This window comes from Isoptericola sp. NPDC055881 (assembly GCF_053615895.1).
Genome location: NZ_JBSHCR010000021.1, coordinates 21,621 through 36,668, shown reverse-complemented (window position 1 = coordinate 36,668; position 15,048 = coordinate 21,621). Strand labels below are relative to the sequence as shown.

11 protein-coding genes are annotated in these 15,048 nt (G+C 72.8%); 6 read left to right on the top strand and 5 right to left on the bottom strand.

Annotation, left to right across the window (positions count from 1 at the left end; translation table 11 throughout):
• Positions 1–73 precede the first annotated feature (73 nt).
• Positions 74–1,048, top strand: a complete 975-nt coding sequence (locus ACWGKI_RS08790) for a polysaccharide pyruvyl transferase family protein (protein ID WP_452186297.1) — start codon at positions 74–76, stop codon at positions 1,046–1,048.
• Positions 1,049–1,057: 9 nt separating this feature from the next.
• On the opposite strand, the gene ACWGKI_RS08785 is transcribed toward ACWGKI_RS08790, so the two are convergent.
• The 5 genes from ACWGKI_RS08785 to ACWGKI_RS08765 all read right to left on the bottom strand — a co-directional run bounded on the left by ACWGKI_RS08785 (position 1,058) and on the right by ACWGKI_RS08765 (position 7,234).
• Positions 1,058–2,995 carry a gamma-glutamyltransferase family protein gene (locus tag ACWGKI_RS08785; protein ID WP_452186295.1) on the bottom strand — a complete coding sequence of 646 codons (1,938 nt, stop codon included), beginning with the start codon at positions 2,993–2,995 and terminating at the stop codon, positions 1,058–1,060.
• Positions 2,992–3,684, bottom strand: a complete 693-nt coding sequence (locus ACWGKI_RS08780; RefSeq protein WP_380245510.1) for a YoaK family protein — start codon at positions 3,682–3,684, stop codon at positions 2,992–2,994. The genes ACWGKI_RS08785 and ACWGKI_RS08780 overlap by 4 nt, the downstream gene beginning before the upstream one ends.
• A gap of 357 nt (positions 3,685–4,041) precedes the next feature.
• Positions 4,042–4,965 carry a glycine betaine ABC transporter substrate-binding protein gene (locus ACWGKI_RS08775; RefSeq protein ID WP_452186293.1) on the bottom strand — a complete coding sequence of 308 codons (924 nt, stop codon included), beginning with the start codon at positions 4,963–4,965 and terminating at the stop codon, positions 4,042–4,044.
• Positions 4,966–5,027: 62 nt separating this feature from the next.
• A complete protein-coding gene (locus ACWGKI_RS08770; RefSeq protein WP_452186291.1) occupies positions 5,028–5,909 on the bottom strand; it encodes an ABC transporter permease in 882 nt (293 codons plus the stop codon).
• Positions 5,906–7,234, bottom strand: a complete 1,329-nt coding sequence (locus ACWGKI_RS08765; RefSeq protein ID WP_380244613.1) for a quaternary amine ABC transporter ATP-binding protein — start codon at positions 7,232–7,234, stop codon at positions 5,906–5,908. The genes ACWGKI_RS08770 and ACWGKI_RS08765 overlap by 4 nt, the downstream gene beginning before the upstream one ends.
• Before the next feature lie 651 nt (positions 7,235–7,885).
• On the opposite strand from ACWGKI_RS08765, the gene ACWGKI_RS08760 reads away from it, so the two are divergent.
• The 5 genes from ACWGKI_RS08760 to ACWGKI_RS08740 all read left to right on the top strand — a co-directional run bounded on the left by ACWGKI_RS08760 (position 7,886) and on the right by ACWGKI_RS08740 (position 15,021).
• Entirely contained in the window at positions 7,886–10,183 is a 2,298-nt protein-coding gene (locus ACWGKI_RS08760) for a hypothetical protein (protein ID WP_452186289.1), read from the top strand.
• Positions 10,184–10,424: 241 nt separating this feature from the next.
• A complete protein-coding gene (locus ACWGKI_RS08755; RefSeq protein WP_380244615.1) occupies positions 10,425–11,054 on the top strand; it encodes a sunset domain-containing protein in 630 nt (209 codons plus the stop codon).
• Positions 11,055–11,232: 178 nt separating this feature from the next.
• The gene (ahcY, locus tag ACWGKI_RS08750) at positions 11,233–12,783 is read left to right on the top strand and encodes an adenosylhomocysteinase (protein WP_380244616.1); all 1,551 of its coding nucleotides are present in this window, start codon (positions 11,233–11,235) and stop codon (positions 12,781–12,783) included.
• A 91-nt stretch (positions 12,784–12,874) separates the two neighbouring features.
• Positions 12,875–14,323, top strand: a complete 1,449-nt coding sequence (locus tag ACWGKI_RS08745) for a sensor histidine kinase (RefSeq protein WP_380244617.1) — start codon at positions 12,875–12,877, stop codon at positions 14,321–14,323.
• Positions 14,320–15,021, top strand: a complete 702-nt coding sequence (locus ACWGKI_RS08740; protein ID WP_452186286.1) for a response regulator transcription factor — start codon at positions 14,320–14,322, stop codon at positions 15,019–15,021. Before ACWGKI_RS08745 ends, ACWGKI_RS08740 begins: the two co-directional genes overlap by 4 nt.
• Positions 15,022–15,048 lie beyond the last annotated feature (27 nt).

Sequence of the window (15,048 nt, the reverse complement as noted above, 5' to 3'; positions counted from 1 at the left end):
TCGGCGGTGGGCGACGATATCCGTGTAGTCTGATCGGACTTATACGAAAATCGACCGAAGCATCGGAGCGCACATGCCGACCTCCTCCTCCGTCCGAGCCCGACTCGCCGAGGTGGCGCGGTCCGGCCTCGGCCGCCGAGCGCCGGACGCCCCCGGCGGCCGCTCCTCGCGTCGTCTGCTCGACGACTACGAGGTGGCAGACCTCATCGAGACGGACGGCACGGTGCCGCTCAACTACTTCACCTACCGGCCCAACTTCGGCGACCTCCTGTCGCCGTGGCTCGTGCGGCAGATGACGGGCAGGAAGGTGGCGGTCGCCGACCGGAAGAAGCCGCACTACATGGTGATCGGCTCGATCATCAGCCAGGCGACCGCGGGCTCCGTCGTCTGGGGCAGCGGTACCTACGGCACCGAGGGCAGGGCCGAGGTGTCGCCGGACGCGCAATACACCGCGGTCCGCGGGCCCCTGACCCGGGCCAAGCTCGGTGCGTCCAAGGGCTTCGGCATCGACGTGCCCGAGGTCTACGGCGACCCCGCCCTGCTGCTCCCGCTGTACTACCGGCCGAAGGTGCCCGTCACGCACGAGTACGGGGTGGCGGTCCGGTGGAGCGAGCGCCGCTGGGCGCGGGCGACGTTCGGGCCAGGCGTGAAGCTCATCGACTTCGCGCGCGGGGACGTCGAGGCGGTCGTCCGCGAGCTCCTCTCGTGCCGGCGGATCGTCACGTCGTCCCTGCACGGGCTCATCGTCTCGGACGCCTACGGCATCCCCAACGCCTGGCTGGCCTCCGGCTCGCCGCGCGGCGGCGTGTTCAAGTTCTACGACTACTTCGCCTCGGTGGAGAAGTTCCGCAGCCCGCAGCGCTTCGACCTCGCCGCCGGTCCCGTCACCGGCGAGCGGCTGCGCGACTCGTTGGCGTTCGGTGCCGAACGGATCGAGTACGACTACCGTCCGCTGCTCGACGCGTCCCCGTTCCTGCGGCGCAGGACGAGCGCGCGTCCGCCGACGGCCGAGCCCGCTCCCGGGCTGCTGGCGGGTGCCCGCTCGTAACGGTCGGATTCAGCGGCCGGCGGCGTACCCCTGCGCGCCGCGCGGGTTCGCGGCCGCGCCCAGCACGCCGGTGGCGGGGTCGCGCGTGACGGCGCTGAGCCGCCCGAGCGCCCAGTCGCCGGCGAGCGTGAGCGCGTGGCCGCGCTCCGCCAGGCCGGCGAGGACGTCGGCGCCCAGCCGGTCCTCGACGACGGCGCCGCCGGGCGTCCAGGTGCGCGGCCAGAAGGAGCCGGGGGCGGACGTGGTGTGCAGGGCGGGGGCGTCGATCGCCTCCTGCGGGGTGTAGCCGCCGACCAGCACCCGGAGCAGGAACGCGAGCTGCCACTGGTCCTGCTGGTCGCCCCCGGGCGACCCGCACGCGAGCACGGGGGCGCCGTCGCGCAGGACGAGCGTGGGGGTGAGCGTCGTGCGCGGCCGCCGACCTGGCTCCAGGCGGGACGGCGACGCCTCGTCGAGCCACGTCATCTGCAGGCGAGTGCCGAGCGCGAACCCGAGGCCGGGAACCGTGGGGGAGGACTGCAGCCAGCCGCCCGACGGCGTCGCGCTGATCATGTTGCCCCAGCGGTCCACGACGTCCAGGTGGCACGTGTCGCCGCGGGTCGCGCCCGTGGCGTCCGTCTCCAGGCCGTCCCCGTTCAGCGGTGCGGTCCCCACGGCAGCCGGCACGACGACGGTCGGCTCGCCGATCCCGGCGGTCGCGCCGCCGGTCGGCGCGCCGGGGAGCGCGGCGGCGGGCACGTTCGTCGCGTAGGTGGTGCGCAGCGGGGGGACGGCGGGCGTCGGGCGGCCTGGCACGTCGCCGGGACGCACGTCGTGCGACGCACGGTCCCCGATCAGGGCCCGGCGCTCCGCGGCATACCCGGGGGAGAGCAGCACGTCGAGGGGCACCCCGCCGTCGTCGCCGCGCGGGTCGCCGCGCGGGTCTCCGTGCAGGTCTCCGTACCAGGTGTCGCGGTCGGCGAGCGCGAGCTTGAGCGCCTCCAGCACGGTGTGCGCGCCGAGCTCGGTCGACGGGTCGAGCCGCGCGTCGTCGAACCCGTCGAGGATGCGCAGCGCCTCCAGCAGGGCGGGGCCCTGCCCCCAGGCGGCGGTCTTGGCCACCGTGTACCCACGGAAGTCGATCGTCGCCGCGTCCTCGAAGGTGGCCTCGAACCCGGCGACGTCCGCGGCCGTGAGCACGCCGGCGTGGTCGCGGCCGTCGGCGTGGCGGTGGGGCGTGCGCACGAACTCCTCGACCGCCTGGCCGACGACGGTGCGCCACGCGGTACGGGCGGCGTCGACGGCGCCGCCCCGGTCGGCTCCGGTCGCGGCCGCGTCCCGCTCCGCCGTCGTGACCTGCTCGAGGACGGCGGCCAGCTCCGGGTTCGTGACGAGCTCGCCGGGCCGCGGGGCTCGTCCGTCCGGGAGCCAGCGCGCCGCGGAGGTGGGCCAGTGGTCGCGGAACAGCTCGGACACCCCGTCGATCGTGCGGCACACGGCGGCGAGCACCGGGTGGCCGTCGCGCGCGTAGCCGAGCGCGGGGGCGAGGACGTCCGCCACGGTCCAGGTGCCGTGGTCGCGCAGCAGCAGGAGCCAGGCGTCGACCGCGCCGGGCACCGCCGCGGCGAGCGCGCCCGAGCCGGGGACGAGGTCCAGTCCCTCCACGTCGCGGTAGTGCGCGATCGTGGCGCCCGCGGGTGCGGGGCCCTGCCCGACCAGCACGCGCGGCCGGCCGGGGTCGTCCGCCGTCGCGAGGATCGCCGTCAGGTCCCCGCCGGGCCCGTTGAGGTGCGGCTCCACCACGTGCAGCACGAACGCGCCGGCCACCGCCGCGTCGAAGGCGTTCCCGCCCCGTTCGAGCACGGACTGTGCGCTCGCGCTCGCGAGCCAGTGGGTGGAGGCGACCATCCCGAACGTGCCGCGCAGGTCGGGCCGCGTCGGGTGGGGGGTCGGGGGGACGAACGTCATCGGGCTTCCTCCGTGGTGTGTCCGAGGGCGGCGACGAGGAGCGTGAGCACGGCGCTGACGGCCACGCCCCACGCCAGGTGGACCTGCAGCAGCAGGGCGCCGACGGCGGCGCCCGCGCAGATGAGGGCGATCGCGGTGAGGCGTCGCCCGGCGTGCTTGCCGGAACCTCCGGCGAGCCGCGAGTCGGCCGCGAGGCCGGTGATGGTCGAGGTGACGACGACGGTCGTGACGTCCTTGACCGACAGGTGCCGCGCCGTCGCGGCCTGCGTGCCCATCGCGAGCGCGAGCAGCCCCGTGACGGTGAGCTGCACGGCGTGCGGCAGGTCGTCCTCGGCGACGACGAGCAGCACGGTGATGGCGGCCAGGAGCGTCCCCACCGTGGCGAGGAGCCCGGTGGTGCGGGCCGTCCAGCCCACCTGCACGGGCCGCAGCACCACGCCGGCCAGCGCGGCCCCGGCCATGAACGTGCCGAGGGCGAGCAGCGGACCCGTGACCGGCAGGTCGTCCCCGCCGGCCAGCGCCATCCCGAGGATCACGACGTTGCCCGTCATGTTCCCGGTGAAGACGCGGTCCAGGCCGAGGTAGCCGACCGCGTCGGCGATGCCGGTCGAGAACGTCAGGGCGAGCATGAGGACCAGGTGCAGCCGGTCGCGGTCGTGGCCGAGCGGACCGAGGAGGGGGCGGGGCACCATGTCACCGTACAGACCGCCACCGCCAGCACGAGGTAGTTCACGCCGAGCCGAGGTAGTAGCGCGAGCGCCGAGGTAGTAACGCGAGCGCCGAGGTAGTCGAGGTCGAGCCGAGGTAGTTCAGGCCGCGCCGAGGTAGTCGAGATGGAGCCGAGGTAGTAGCGCGAGCGCCGAGGTAGTCACGCGAGCGCCGAGGTAGTGCGCGTCCGGCTGGGCACGCACTACCTCGGCGGTTCGGTGACTACCTCGGCGGTTCGGTGACTACCTCGGCGGTCCGGTGACTACCTCGGCGGTTCGGTGACTACCTCGGCGGTTCGGTGACTACCTCGGCAGGTGGGTGACTACCTCGGCGAGGGGTCACTTCGCGGCGGAGCCGGCGGTGACCTGGTCGACGAAGTCCGGGTTCGCCTTGAGCCACGCGTCGACGGCGGCCTCCGGGTCGTCCTTGTACTGGTCGTCGTTGAACATGAGGTTCTCGAGCGAGAACAGCTGGTCGTCGTCGAGCGTGAAGTTCTTCAGCCAGCCGGCCAGCTCGGGGTAGCGGTCGGCGAAGTCGCCGGCGCCGTAGGTGTGGATCTGCTCCGCGTCGCCCATGACGCCCTCGGGGTCCTCGAGGTCGCGGATCGGGAACTCGTCGTAGGCCCAGTGCGGGCGCCACAGCGTGACGGCGATGTTGTCGCCCTTGTCGACGGCACCCTTGAGCTCGGCGAGCATCGCGGGGGTCGAGGAGATGGTGTAGTCGAGGTCCTCCAGCCCGTAGGTCGGGATGGCGTCCTCCTTGGTGACCTTGGTGAGGCCGGCGCCGGCCTCGATGCCCACCAGCTTGTTGCCGTAGTCGTCCGCGTACTTCGCCAGGTCGCCGATGGTCTTGGCAGGCGAGTCCTCGTTCACGGCGATGGTGAGCTTGGCGTCGTCGTACCAGGTGCCGAGGTCGGAGATGTCGTCGCCGAACTTCTCCACGTAGCTGGCGTGCGTCAGCGGCAGCCAGGTGTCGAAGAGCACGTCCATGTCGCCACCGGCGAGGCCGGTGAAGACCACGCCGATGTCGGCGGTCTTCGTCTCGACGTCGTAGCCCTTCTCGTCGAGCACCTTGGCCCAGAGGTTGGAGACGGCGATGCCCTCGTCCCAGCCGGACGGGATGCCGATCGTGATCTCCTTCTCGTCGCCCGAGCCGGTGCTCGAGCCGCCGTCGTCGTCCGACGCGCAGGCGGTGAGGGTGACGGCGAGGGCGAGGGTGCCGCCGACGGCGGCGGCGCGGCGGGTGTGTCGTCCGAGATTCATGGATGGTCCTTCCTGAAGGTGCCCGTGCGGCGCGGCCGCCGCACGGGCGAGGGGCGGGAGGGTCAGCGCGAGGCCTTGAGCGCCTTGGCGACCGGCGAGCGGTCCGCGAGGGCGGAGGTGACGCGGTCGAGGTAGATCGCGAGGAACACGACCGCGAGGCCGGCCTCGAAACCGAGGGCGATGTCGACGCTCGACAGGGCGCCCACGACGTCGCCGCCGAGGCCGCCCGCGCCGACCATGCCGGAGATCACGACCATCGACAGGGCCAGCATGATCACCTGGTTGACGCCCGCCATGATGGTGGGCATCGCCAGCGGGATCTGGATCTGGCGCAGGATGCGGCGGTCGGTGGAGCCGAACGCGCGGCCGGCCTCCACCACCTCGGAGTCGACCTGGCGGATGCCGAGCTCCGTGAACCGGACCCCGGGGGCCAGGGCGAACACGATGGTCGCGATGATGCCGGGCACGGGGCCGGTGAGGAAGATGACGACCGTCGGGATCAGGTAGACGAAGGCGGGCATCGTCTGCATGAAGTCGAGGATCGGCCGCACGACGCGCGAGACGTGCTCGTTGCGCGCCGACCAGATCCCGAGCGGGATGCCGATCAGGAGCGCCACGACCGACGCGAGCAGCACGAGCGCCAGGGAGTCCATGGCGTTGTCCCACTGGTCCATCGAGGCGATGAGCACGAAGCCGATCAGCGAGCCGAGAGCGAGCTTCCACCCGCGCGCCCAGAACGCGATCGCGGCGAGCACGAGGGCCACGACGAAGAACGGCGGGGTGCTGAGCACCCAGTCCAGACCGTCGTAGATCGTCTCGAAGAAGGTCTTGACGGCGTCGAAGAGCGGGTCGAAGGTGTCGGTGACCCAGTCGATCGCGGTCTCGATCCAGTCGCCGACCGGGATGCGGGGCACGAGGGTGTCGGTGGTGGCGGCGGCGATCATGCCGGGGCTCCTTCGGTCGTCCCGGCGGGTTCGTCGTCGGCCGGTGCCTGTCGCGACATCTCCTGCGTCTTCTCCGGCGTGGAGACGTTGCCGTTGTCGACGGCCTCCCCGGCCATGGCCTCGAGCAGCGTCACGCGCGGCACGACGCCGACGAGGCGACCCTCGTCGTCGACCACCGCGAGCGGCACGGCGGACTCCGCGGCCGGCGCGAACAGCTCGGCGATCGGAGTGTCCTGGTGCACCGACGTCACGTCGGCGTCGATGAGGCCGGCGAGCTTCTCGACGCCCTCCTTGGTGGCGCGCACGGCGTCGTCGGCGCGGACCAGGCCCTTGAGCACGCGGCGGCGGTCGACGGCGAACGCGCCCGACACCTCGGCCTCGCGCATCTCGCGAGCCGCCTGGCGGGGCCCTCCGCCGGCAGGCACCGTGAGGCGCGGGCGCTGCATGACGGTCGAGGCGGTGAGCACGCGCGCCCGGTCGACGTCCGCGACGAACTTCTCGACGTACGAGTTCGCCGGGTCGGACAGGATCTGCTCGGCCGTGCCGATCTGCACGATGCGGCCGTCGCGCATGACGGCGATCCGGTCGCCCAGGTGCATGGCCTCGTTGAGGTCGTGCGTGATGAAGACGATCGTCTTGCCGAGCTTCTCCTGGAGCTCCAGGAGCTGCTCCTGCATCTCGGAGCGGATGAGCGGGTCGAGGGCGCTGAACGCCTCGTCCATCAGCAGCACGTCCGTGTCGGCCGCGAGGGCGCGGGCCAGCCCGACGCGCTGGCGCATGCCGCCAGAGAGCTGGGAGGGCAGGGAGTCCTGCCAGCCGGAGAGGCCGACCAGGTCGAGCGCCTGCCGTGCCTTCTCCTGCCGCTCCGTCTTCCCGACGCCCTGGATCTCCAGGGGGTACGCGGCGTTGTCGAGCACCGTGCGGTGCGGCAGCAGCGCGAAGTGCTGGAAGACCATGCTCACCCGGGTGCGACGCAGCTCGCGCAGGCGCTTGCCGTCCACGGTCGCGAGGTTGGCGTCCCCGAGGAGGACGTCGCCCGCGGTCGGGGTCCACAGGCCGTTGAGCATGCGGATCAGCGTCGACTTCCCGGAGCCGGAGAGGCCCATGACGACGAAGATCTCGCCGGGGGCCACGTCGAAGGACGCGTCGATCACGGCGGCGGTCCCGTGGTTCTTGACCTCGTCACGCGTCGCGCCTGCCTGGAGGCGGCGCACCGCCTCGGCGGGCTTGGGACCGAAGACCTTGTAGACGCCTCGCACCGAGACCGCGGGGGTCACCGCGGGCGTCTCGGCGGGCGTTGTGGTGGTACTGCTGTCTCCCGACATACGGGCAGGGCTCGCCACCTTCCATCACGTTCGGATGTACCCACGGTTCGCCGGGCGGTGCGTCGAGCACCGGTCACGGGTTCCCGTGCTTCCGCGGTTCCGGTGGGCACAAGGGCATCAAGCACCCTCCTATGCCGACGGGTGCCGTGGCGAACCGAGAAGGTGCGTCCGATCTGCGGGGTTATTCCTTGTTGTCCTGGGGATTCACTGCCTTTTGGCTGGTCAGCACACTGCACTGATCGTTACCTGAATGTGATCTACAGCGTGACGCCCGTCACAATTCAGGCGCCAAGAGTGTGGCGCGGGCCACGATCCGGCAGGTCTGGCAGGAATGTCCCTGGTGAAGAGAGGACCAAAAAAACGCAAGATCTACGTCTATCACGGTCACGACCGGGGCGGGTTCGCGCCCGCCACGGCGGCGGCGCAGCACCGTCGCGGCCCGGGTGAAATCCGCTCCGGGAGCGGGTGAAAAAATTGCCCCGGGCGGGACCTGGTCCCCAGAAGGGTGCCCCGGGCCTCATACTCGGCGCAGCACCGCCAGAGCCCGCCCGACGCGCGCCGCGGCGACCGGCACTGACGCCGACGTGGCCCCGTGGCCGTGCCTCACCCTCGCCGGCCGACCCCTCGGCCGGCACGAGTCCCGGAGGACCCGTGGAACTTGTCCTGCCCGTCCGCGCGCGACACCGCGCGCGGACGACGGCGCTCGTCGCCGCCCTCTCCCTCGTGGTCGCGCCGCTGGTGGTCGCGCCCGCCGCGGTCGCCGCGACCGACCCCTCGCCCACCGGCCAGGTCGCCGTCGAGCAGCCCGAAGACCCGACGTCGCCCACCACCGCGACCGACGTCGTCGCGCCCGCACCCGAGCAGCTCACGCTGACGGGCACGCTGCGCGTCGGCGAGCAGGTCTCCGTGGACCCGCGAGCGGACCTCTGGACGCCCGCGGGCGCCGAGCTGGCCTACTCCTACCGCTGGCTCGCCGACGACCAGGAGCTCGCGGGGCAGGACGGCACCCTGGTCGTCCCTCCGGACGCCGTCGGACGGGTGCTGAGCGTCGAGATCACCGGGACGGCGCCTGACGGTGCCTCGTCCGCGTCGGTCGTCGTGCCGGCCGCCGCCGCCGTCGCGCCCGGCGTGATCACCCCCGGGGAGCTCGGGATCACCGGCGACCCTCGGGTCGGCGAGTCGCTCACCGCGGTGGCGGGGGCCTGGGCCCCGGCGGTCCAGCCCACGTTCGAGTGGCGCCGTGGTGACGTCGTCGTCAGCACGGGCGACACCTACGTGCCCGTCGTGGACGACCTCGGCAGCCCCCTCACCGTCGTCGCGAGCGGCACGGCCGAGGGCTACGAGCCCGCCACCGTCACGGCGACGACCGCCGCCGTGACGGCCGGGACGATCGCCGGCGACGCGCCGGCCCTGTCGGGCACGGTCCGCGTCGGCAGCCGCATCACGGTCGTGCCGGGGCAGTGGCCCGCCGACGCGACCCTCACCTACCGCTGGACCGTCGCGCGGGCGACCGGCACCGCGACCGTCGCGACCACGGCGTCCTACACGCCGACGGCGGACGACCGCGGCAGGCTCCTGACGGTCGCGGTCACCGGCACGCGCCCGGGCTACGAGACCACGCGGACCACCACGCCCGTGACCGTCGGGGCCGGCGTCCTCACCGCTCCCACGCCGACGCTGTCGGGCACCGTCCGTGTGGGCTCCAAGGTGACGGCCCACCGGGGCACCTGGACGTCCGGCACCGCCGTGACCTACCGCTGGTACGCCTCGGGCGCGGCGATCTCGGGGGCGACGGCGTCGACGTACACCCCCACCGCCGCCGTCAAGGGCAAGAACCTCACGGTCCGCGTCACCGGCACCAAGGCGGGCTACACCACGACGTACCGCACGAGCGCCGCCACCAGGGTCGCAGCCGGGGTCCTGACCGCGCCGCGGCCGAGGATCAGCGGCACCGTCCGCGTCGGCGCCAAGGTCTCTGTCGCGAAGGGGACCTGGAAGCCGTCGGCGTCCACCTACCGCTACCAGTGGCGGGTCAACGGCACGAAGATCCGGTGGGCGACGAGGTCGACCTACACGCTGCCGTCGAAGTACGCGGGCAAGAAGCTCACCGTGACCGTCACCGGGAGCCGCGCGGGCTACACGACGAGGTCGGTGACCAGCGCGGCGTCGACCGTGCTGCGGGTGTACTCGAAGACGTCCGCACCCAAGATCTCGGGCAGCGCACGCGTCGGCTCCACCCTCAAGGTGAGCAGCCGTGGCACGTGGACGCCGGCACCGTCGTCGTGGCGCTACCAGTGGCGGGCGAACGGCACGCCCATCAAGGGCGCCACGCGGTCGTCGATCAAGCTCGCGGGCGCACAGTACGGCAAGCGGATCTCCGTCACGATCAAGGGCGTCCGGTCGGGTTACTACCCCACCGCGCGCACCTCCGGGGCGACCGCACGCGTGACCGTGCCCGCACCGGTGCTGACCAAGAACGGCGTCTACAAGGTCGGCACCCAGATCAAGGCGGGCACGTACGTGGCGCCCGGGTCCTCGTCGGGCTGCGTGGTCAAGCGTCTCGACGGGTCCAAGAAGATGGTCTGGGCGGGGCTCACCTACGGGCAGACGATCGTGACCGTCCGGAGCACCGACAAGTACTTCTCCACCACCGGCTGCGGCACCTGGCGGCGGTACGCGGCCTACGGGGCGGTGCGGACGTCGACGCCCGCCGACGGCATCTACAAGGTCGGCACCGCCGGCGGCCAGCTGAAGCCCGGGCTCTACCGCACGGCCGGCCCGGCCTTCTCCGACGACGTCTGCTACGTCGCCGCGCTCAACGGCTTCGCCATGACGCACGCCGCGATCGACGAGTCCACCGAGTTCACCGGCGGCGGCTACTGGCGGGTCCTGCCCGGCGACGTCGGTTTCGAGGCGTACGGCTGCTCCTGGTGGCGCGTGTCGAACTGAGCGGGGGAGGGCGGCGCGCCGGCCGTGCCGGGAGCGCCGCCCTCCTGGGTGCGGCGAAGATCACCCGGGCCACACCGGGTGAAGTCGGGCGACGACGGATCAGGCACGGGCGGAGCGCTCACATACTTGACGCGCGACACCATCGCCCCGGCGGACGTCCCGTCGACGTCCGTCCGCCGGTCGGACCGGTGTCGTACACCGCACCTGCCGACCATCCGTCGGCGCACCCCAGGAGAAGCCCGTGAAGCAGACCTCGCCCGCGCGTCGTGGCGGCCGCCTCGCCGCGATCGTCACGACCGTGACGCTGCTGGCGGCACCGCTCGCCGTCGTCCCCGCCACGCTCGCTGCGCCGACGGCGGCCGCGGTCACCACCCAGGTGACGATCAAGAAGATCGGCACCAAGACCGCTCCGTACCAGAGGAAGGTGACCGTCCGGCCTCGCGTGTCCGCCACGGGCCACGTCTCCGTGAGGTCCAAGACGCTCACGGTGAAGAAGTCCGGCACGACGGTCGCCAAGAACAAGAAGGCCGTCGCGCTGAAGGCGGGCACCTACCGCGTGACGACGCGGGTCGCGTACAAGACGTACCGGCTCACGTCGTCGCGAGCGAAGGTCTGGTCCGCGACGAAGGTCAGGACGAAGACGCAGACCCTTCTCGTCAGGCAGGGCAAGAAGCCGTCGCGCACCACGCCCGTCAGCGAGTACAACTGCCCCAGCTGGGCGCCGATCAAGGGCAACCAGACGACGTCGCACTCGACGGACTGGATCTACCACGTGCCGGGCGGCCGGTACTACAAGGTGACGAAGCCGGAGGAGTGCTTCACCACCGAGGCCGCAGCGCGGAACGCGGGCTACCGCAAGTCCAAGCTCTGACGCTCGCGTCCCTCGTGCACGAGGCCGGCACCCTCGCGGGTGCCGGCCTCGCTGCGTCCCTGGCGCGCCGCGGACTACCCTGGGTGCTGGCCCGCCGTCGACGACGGCCGCGGAGCCACGCGCAGACGGGAGCCCCCAGCGCGACCGACATGAACCCGAGACGTCCAGGAGGGCGACCATGTCCACGACCGCTGAGGCACCCGGCACCACCGGCTTCGACGAGGCCCCCGGCCGCTACAAGGTGCGCTCCCTCGCCCTCGCGGAGGCAGGACGGCACCAGATCCGGCTCGCCGAGCACGAGATGCCCGGCCTGATGGCCCTGCGCGCCGAGTTCGGCGAGGAGCAGCCGCTGGCCGGTGCCCGCATCGCCGGCTCGCTGCACATGACGGTGCAGACCGCCGTCCTCATCGAGACGCTCGTGGCGCTCGGCGCCGAGGTCCGGTGGGCCAGCTGCAACATCTTCAGCACGCAGGACGAGGCCGCGGCCGCGATCGCCGTCGGCCCGCACGGCACCCCGGCCGACCCGCAGGGCGTGCCCGTCTTCGCCTGGAAGGGCGAGAGCCTCGAGGAGTACTGGGACTGCACCGAGCAGATCCTGGTGTGGCCGGGCACGCAGGACGGCACGGAGAACGGCCAGGGCGGCCCCAACCTGATCCTCGACGACGGTGGCGACGCCACGATGCTCGTGCACCTGGGGCTGCAGTACGAGCGCGCGGGCGTCGTGCCGCCCGACACGCTGCCTGGCGAGCCCGACCACACCCACGAGATGAACGTGGTGCGCGGCGTGCTGCGCCGGGCGCTCGAGTCCGACCCCCTGCGCTGGACGACGGTCGCGCAGAGCATCGGCGGCGTCACGGAGGAGACGACGACGGGCGTGCACCGGCTCTACCACCTCGCGGAGGCGGGCGAGCTGATCTTCCCGGCGATCAACGTGAACGACTCGGTGACGAAGTCCAAGTTCGACAACAAGTACGGCATCCGCCACTCGCTGCCGGACGGCATCAACCGCGCCACCGACATCCTCATCGGCGGCAAGGTCGCGTTCGTCTGCGGGTACGGCGACGTCGGCAAGGGCGCGGCGGAGGCGTTCCGCGGCCAGGGCGCCCGCGTCATCGTGTCCGAGGTGGACCCGATCTGCGCGCTGCAGGCCGCGATGGACGGCTTCCAGGTGGCGCGGCTCGACGACGTGGTCGGCGAGGTCGACTTCGTCATCACGACCACCGGGAACAAGGACGTCGTGCGCGTCGAGCACATGCTCGCGCTCAAGGACAAGGCCGTCGTCGGCAACATCGGGCACTTCGACAACGAGATCGACATGGCCGGGCTCGCGGCCGTGCCGGGCGTCGTGAAGACCGAGATCAAGCCGCAGGTGCACGAGTGGACGCTGCCCGCCGCGGACGGGCGCCGCGAGCGGTCGATCATCGTGCTGTCGGAGGGCCGCCTGCTCAACCTGGGCAACGCGACCGGCCACCCGTCGTTCGTCATGTCGAACTCGTTCGCCAACCAGGTGATCGGGCAGATCGAGCTGTTCGTCGACATGGCGCGCCCCGCCGACGAGCGCCAGTACGAGCGCCAGGTCTACCGCCTGCCCAAGGTGCTCGACGAGAAGGTCGCGCGCCTCCACCTCGACGCCCTCGGCGTGCGGCTCACCGAGCTGAGCAAGGAGCAGGCCGAGTACCTCGGCGTGCCGGTCGAGGGCCCGTACAAGGCGGACCACTACCGCTACTGACGGGCGCCCGTCCCGGCACGGGGGACATCCCCCGTGCCGGCGGGCGGCGGTCCGGGTACCGGTGCGGCGCCGTCGGCGGCAGGCTGGAAGCATGACCAGCATGACGTCCACCGACGGCCCCGCCCCGGAGACCGCCGCGCCCCGCACGACGGAGCAGGCTCCGGCGTCCCCGCGCGCCACGGCCGGCGCGCCGCCGTTCCTGCTCGCGCCCTTCGACGGCCGCACCTGGCGCGCCTACGGCTTCCTGTGGCTCGCGCTACTGCTGGCGCCGTTCGCGTTCACGTACGCGATCTTCACCGTGTCCTTCATGGCGGGCATCGCGGTCACGGTCGTGGGCCTGTTCGTGGCGGGCGGCGTGCTCGTCGGGGCGCGCGGCTGGGGCTCGATGTACCGCCGGATGGCGGTGCGCTATCTCGGCGTCGAGATCGCGGAGCCGGCGCCGCGCACGCCGCGCCGCGGCTTCTGGCGCCGCCTCGGCGGGATGCTCGGCGACGCGACGGCCTGGCGCGCCCTGCTGTACATGTTCCTCACGTTCCCGCTCGCGATCGTGTCGTTCGTCGTGAGCACGACGCTCCTCGCCGTCGCCCTCGGCGGGATGACCCACTGGTTCTGGTCGCGCTGGCTGCCGCTGCAGCAGGCGGGAGACGGCACCTGGCACCGGGGGGCGTCCTTCGGCACCGACTGGTTCGTGGACACGCCGTCGCGCCAGCTCCTGCTCGTGGCCGGCGGGGTGGTGCTGCTGTACCTCTGGCCGCAGGTGCAGTCCCTGTTCGCCGGCCTGTTCCGGCTGCTGGCGGTCGGCCTGCTCAGCCCCACGAAGGCCAGCATGCGGGTCGCCTACGCCGAGCGGGCCCGGGCGGTCACGGTCGAGGACGCGGACGAGCGCCTGCGCCGCATCGAGCGCGACCTGCACGACGGCACCCAGGCGCACCTGGTCGCCGTGGCCATGCAGATCGGCGAGGCGCGCGAGCTGCTGCGCGACGGTGCGAACGGCGTCGACACGGCCGAGCTCGCCGCCGTCCTGGAGACGGCGCACTCCAGCACGAAGGACACGTTGGCGGAGCTGCGGGAGCTCGCGCGAGGCATCCGTCCCCCCGCGCTGGACGCCGGGCTCGCCGTCGCCCTGGAGACCCTCGCCGCGCGCGCCGCCCTGCCCGTGCGTGTGCACGCCGTCGGGCTCGACGCGGCGAACCTACCGCCGAGCGTCACGGCCATCTCGTACTTCGCGGTGGCGGAGCTCGTCGCCAACGCGACCAAGCACGCCCGCGCCACCGGCGTGGACGTCGTCGCCGGCGTGGAGCCGGTCGCCGACGCCGCCACGGGTGCGGCGGTGCGCGCCCTCGTGCTGCGGGTGCACGACGACGGCGTGGGCGGTGCCGCCGTGCGCGCCCCGGACGCCTCGGGCCGTGGCAGCGGCCTCGCCGGCCTGACCGACCGCCTCTCCGGCGTGGACGGCACGCTCGCGGTGGTCAGTCCCGCGGGAGGGCCTACGGTGATCACCGTGACCATCCCGCTGCCTGCCCCGGCCCCCGCCCGATGACGGCCGACGGTCCCGCCGGGTCGCGCGGTCTGCGCGTCGTCGTCGCCGAGGACTCCGCCATCCTGCGCGACGGCCTCGTCGCGCTGCTGTCCCGCCGCGGGTTCGACGTCGTCGCGGCCGTGCCCGACGGCGACGCCCTGGTGCGCGAGGTGACGACGCTCGCCGCTGCGGGTGCGCTGCCCGACGTCCTCGTCGCGGACATCCGTATGCCCCCGTCCCACACGGACGAGGGCCTGCGTGCCGCGGAGGCCTTGCGGGCCGCCCACCCGGGGCTGCCGGTGCTGGTGTTCTCGCAGTGGGTCGAGACGCGCTACGCGTCGCGCCTGCTCGAGGGCGACCCGCGCGGGGTCGGCTACCTCCTCAAGGACCGGGTGGCCGACGTCGGGGACTTCGTCGCCGCCCTCGGGCGCGTGGCCGCGGGGGAGACCGTCCTGGACCCGGAGGTGGTGCGTCAGCTCATGGGCGCGCACCGCTCGCCGGAGGACGGTGTGGCGCGCCTGACGCCCCGCGAGAAGGAGGTGCTCGAGCTGATGGCGCAGGGCCGCTCCAACGGCGCCATCGCCGAGTCGCTGTTCCTGTCCTACGGGGCGGTGGAGAAGAACGTGGCCGCGATCTTCACGAAGCTCGACCTGGCGCAGGACTCGGCCGACCATCGGCGCGTGCGCGCCGTGCTGCGGTACCTCGGCGTCGACGCCTGACCGGCGACCTGTCAGAGCCAGGTGCGG

Bases quoted from the DNA above. Each gene is read 5' to 3' on its own strand.
- ACWGKI_RS08790 (WP_452186297.1), top strand. From the start codon at position 74: ATGCCGACCTCCTCCTCCGTCCGAGCCCGACTCGCCGAGGTGGCGCGG.
- ACWGKI_RS08785 (WP_452186295.1), bottom strand. From the start codon at position 2,995: ATGACGTTCGTCCCCCCGACCCCCCACCCGACGCGGCCCGACCTGCGC.
- ACWGKI_RS08775 (WP_452186293.1), bottom strand. From the start codon at position 4,965: ATGAATCTCGGACGACACACCCGCCGCGCCGCCGCCGTCGGCGGCACC.
- ACWGKI_RS08745 (WP_380244617.1), top strand. From the start codon at position 12,875: ATGACCAGCATGACGTCCACCGACGGCCCCGCCCCGGAGACCGCCGCG.
- ACWGKI_RS08770 (WP_452186291.1), bottom strand. From the start codon at position 5,909: ATGATCGCCGCCGCCACCACCGACACCCTCGTGCCCCGCATCCCGGTC.
- ACWGKI_RS08740 (WP_452186286.1), top strand. From the start codon at position 14,320: ATGACGGCCGACGGTCCCGCCGGGTCGCGCGGTCTGCGCGTCGTCGTC.
- ACWGKI_RS08765 (WP_380244613.1), bottom strand. From the start codon at position 7,234: ATGTCGGGAGACAGCAGTACCACCACAACGCCCGCCGAGACGCCCGCG.
- ahcY (WP_380244616.1), top strand. From the start codon at position 11,233: ATGTCCACGACCGCTGAGGCACCCGGCACCACCGGCTTCGACGAGGCC.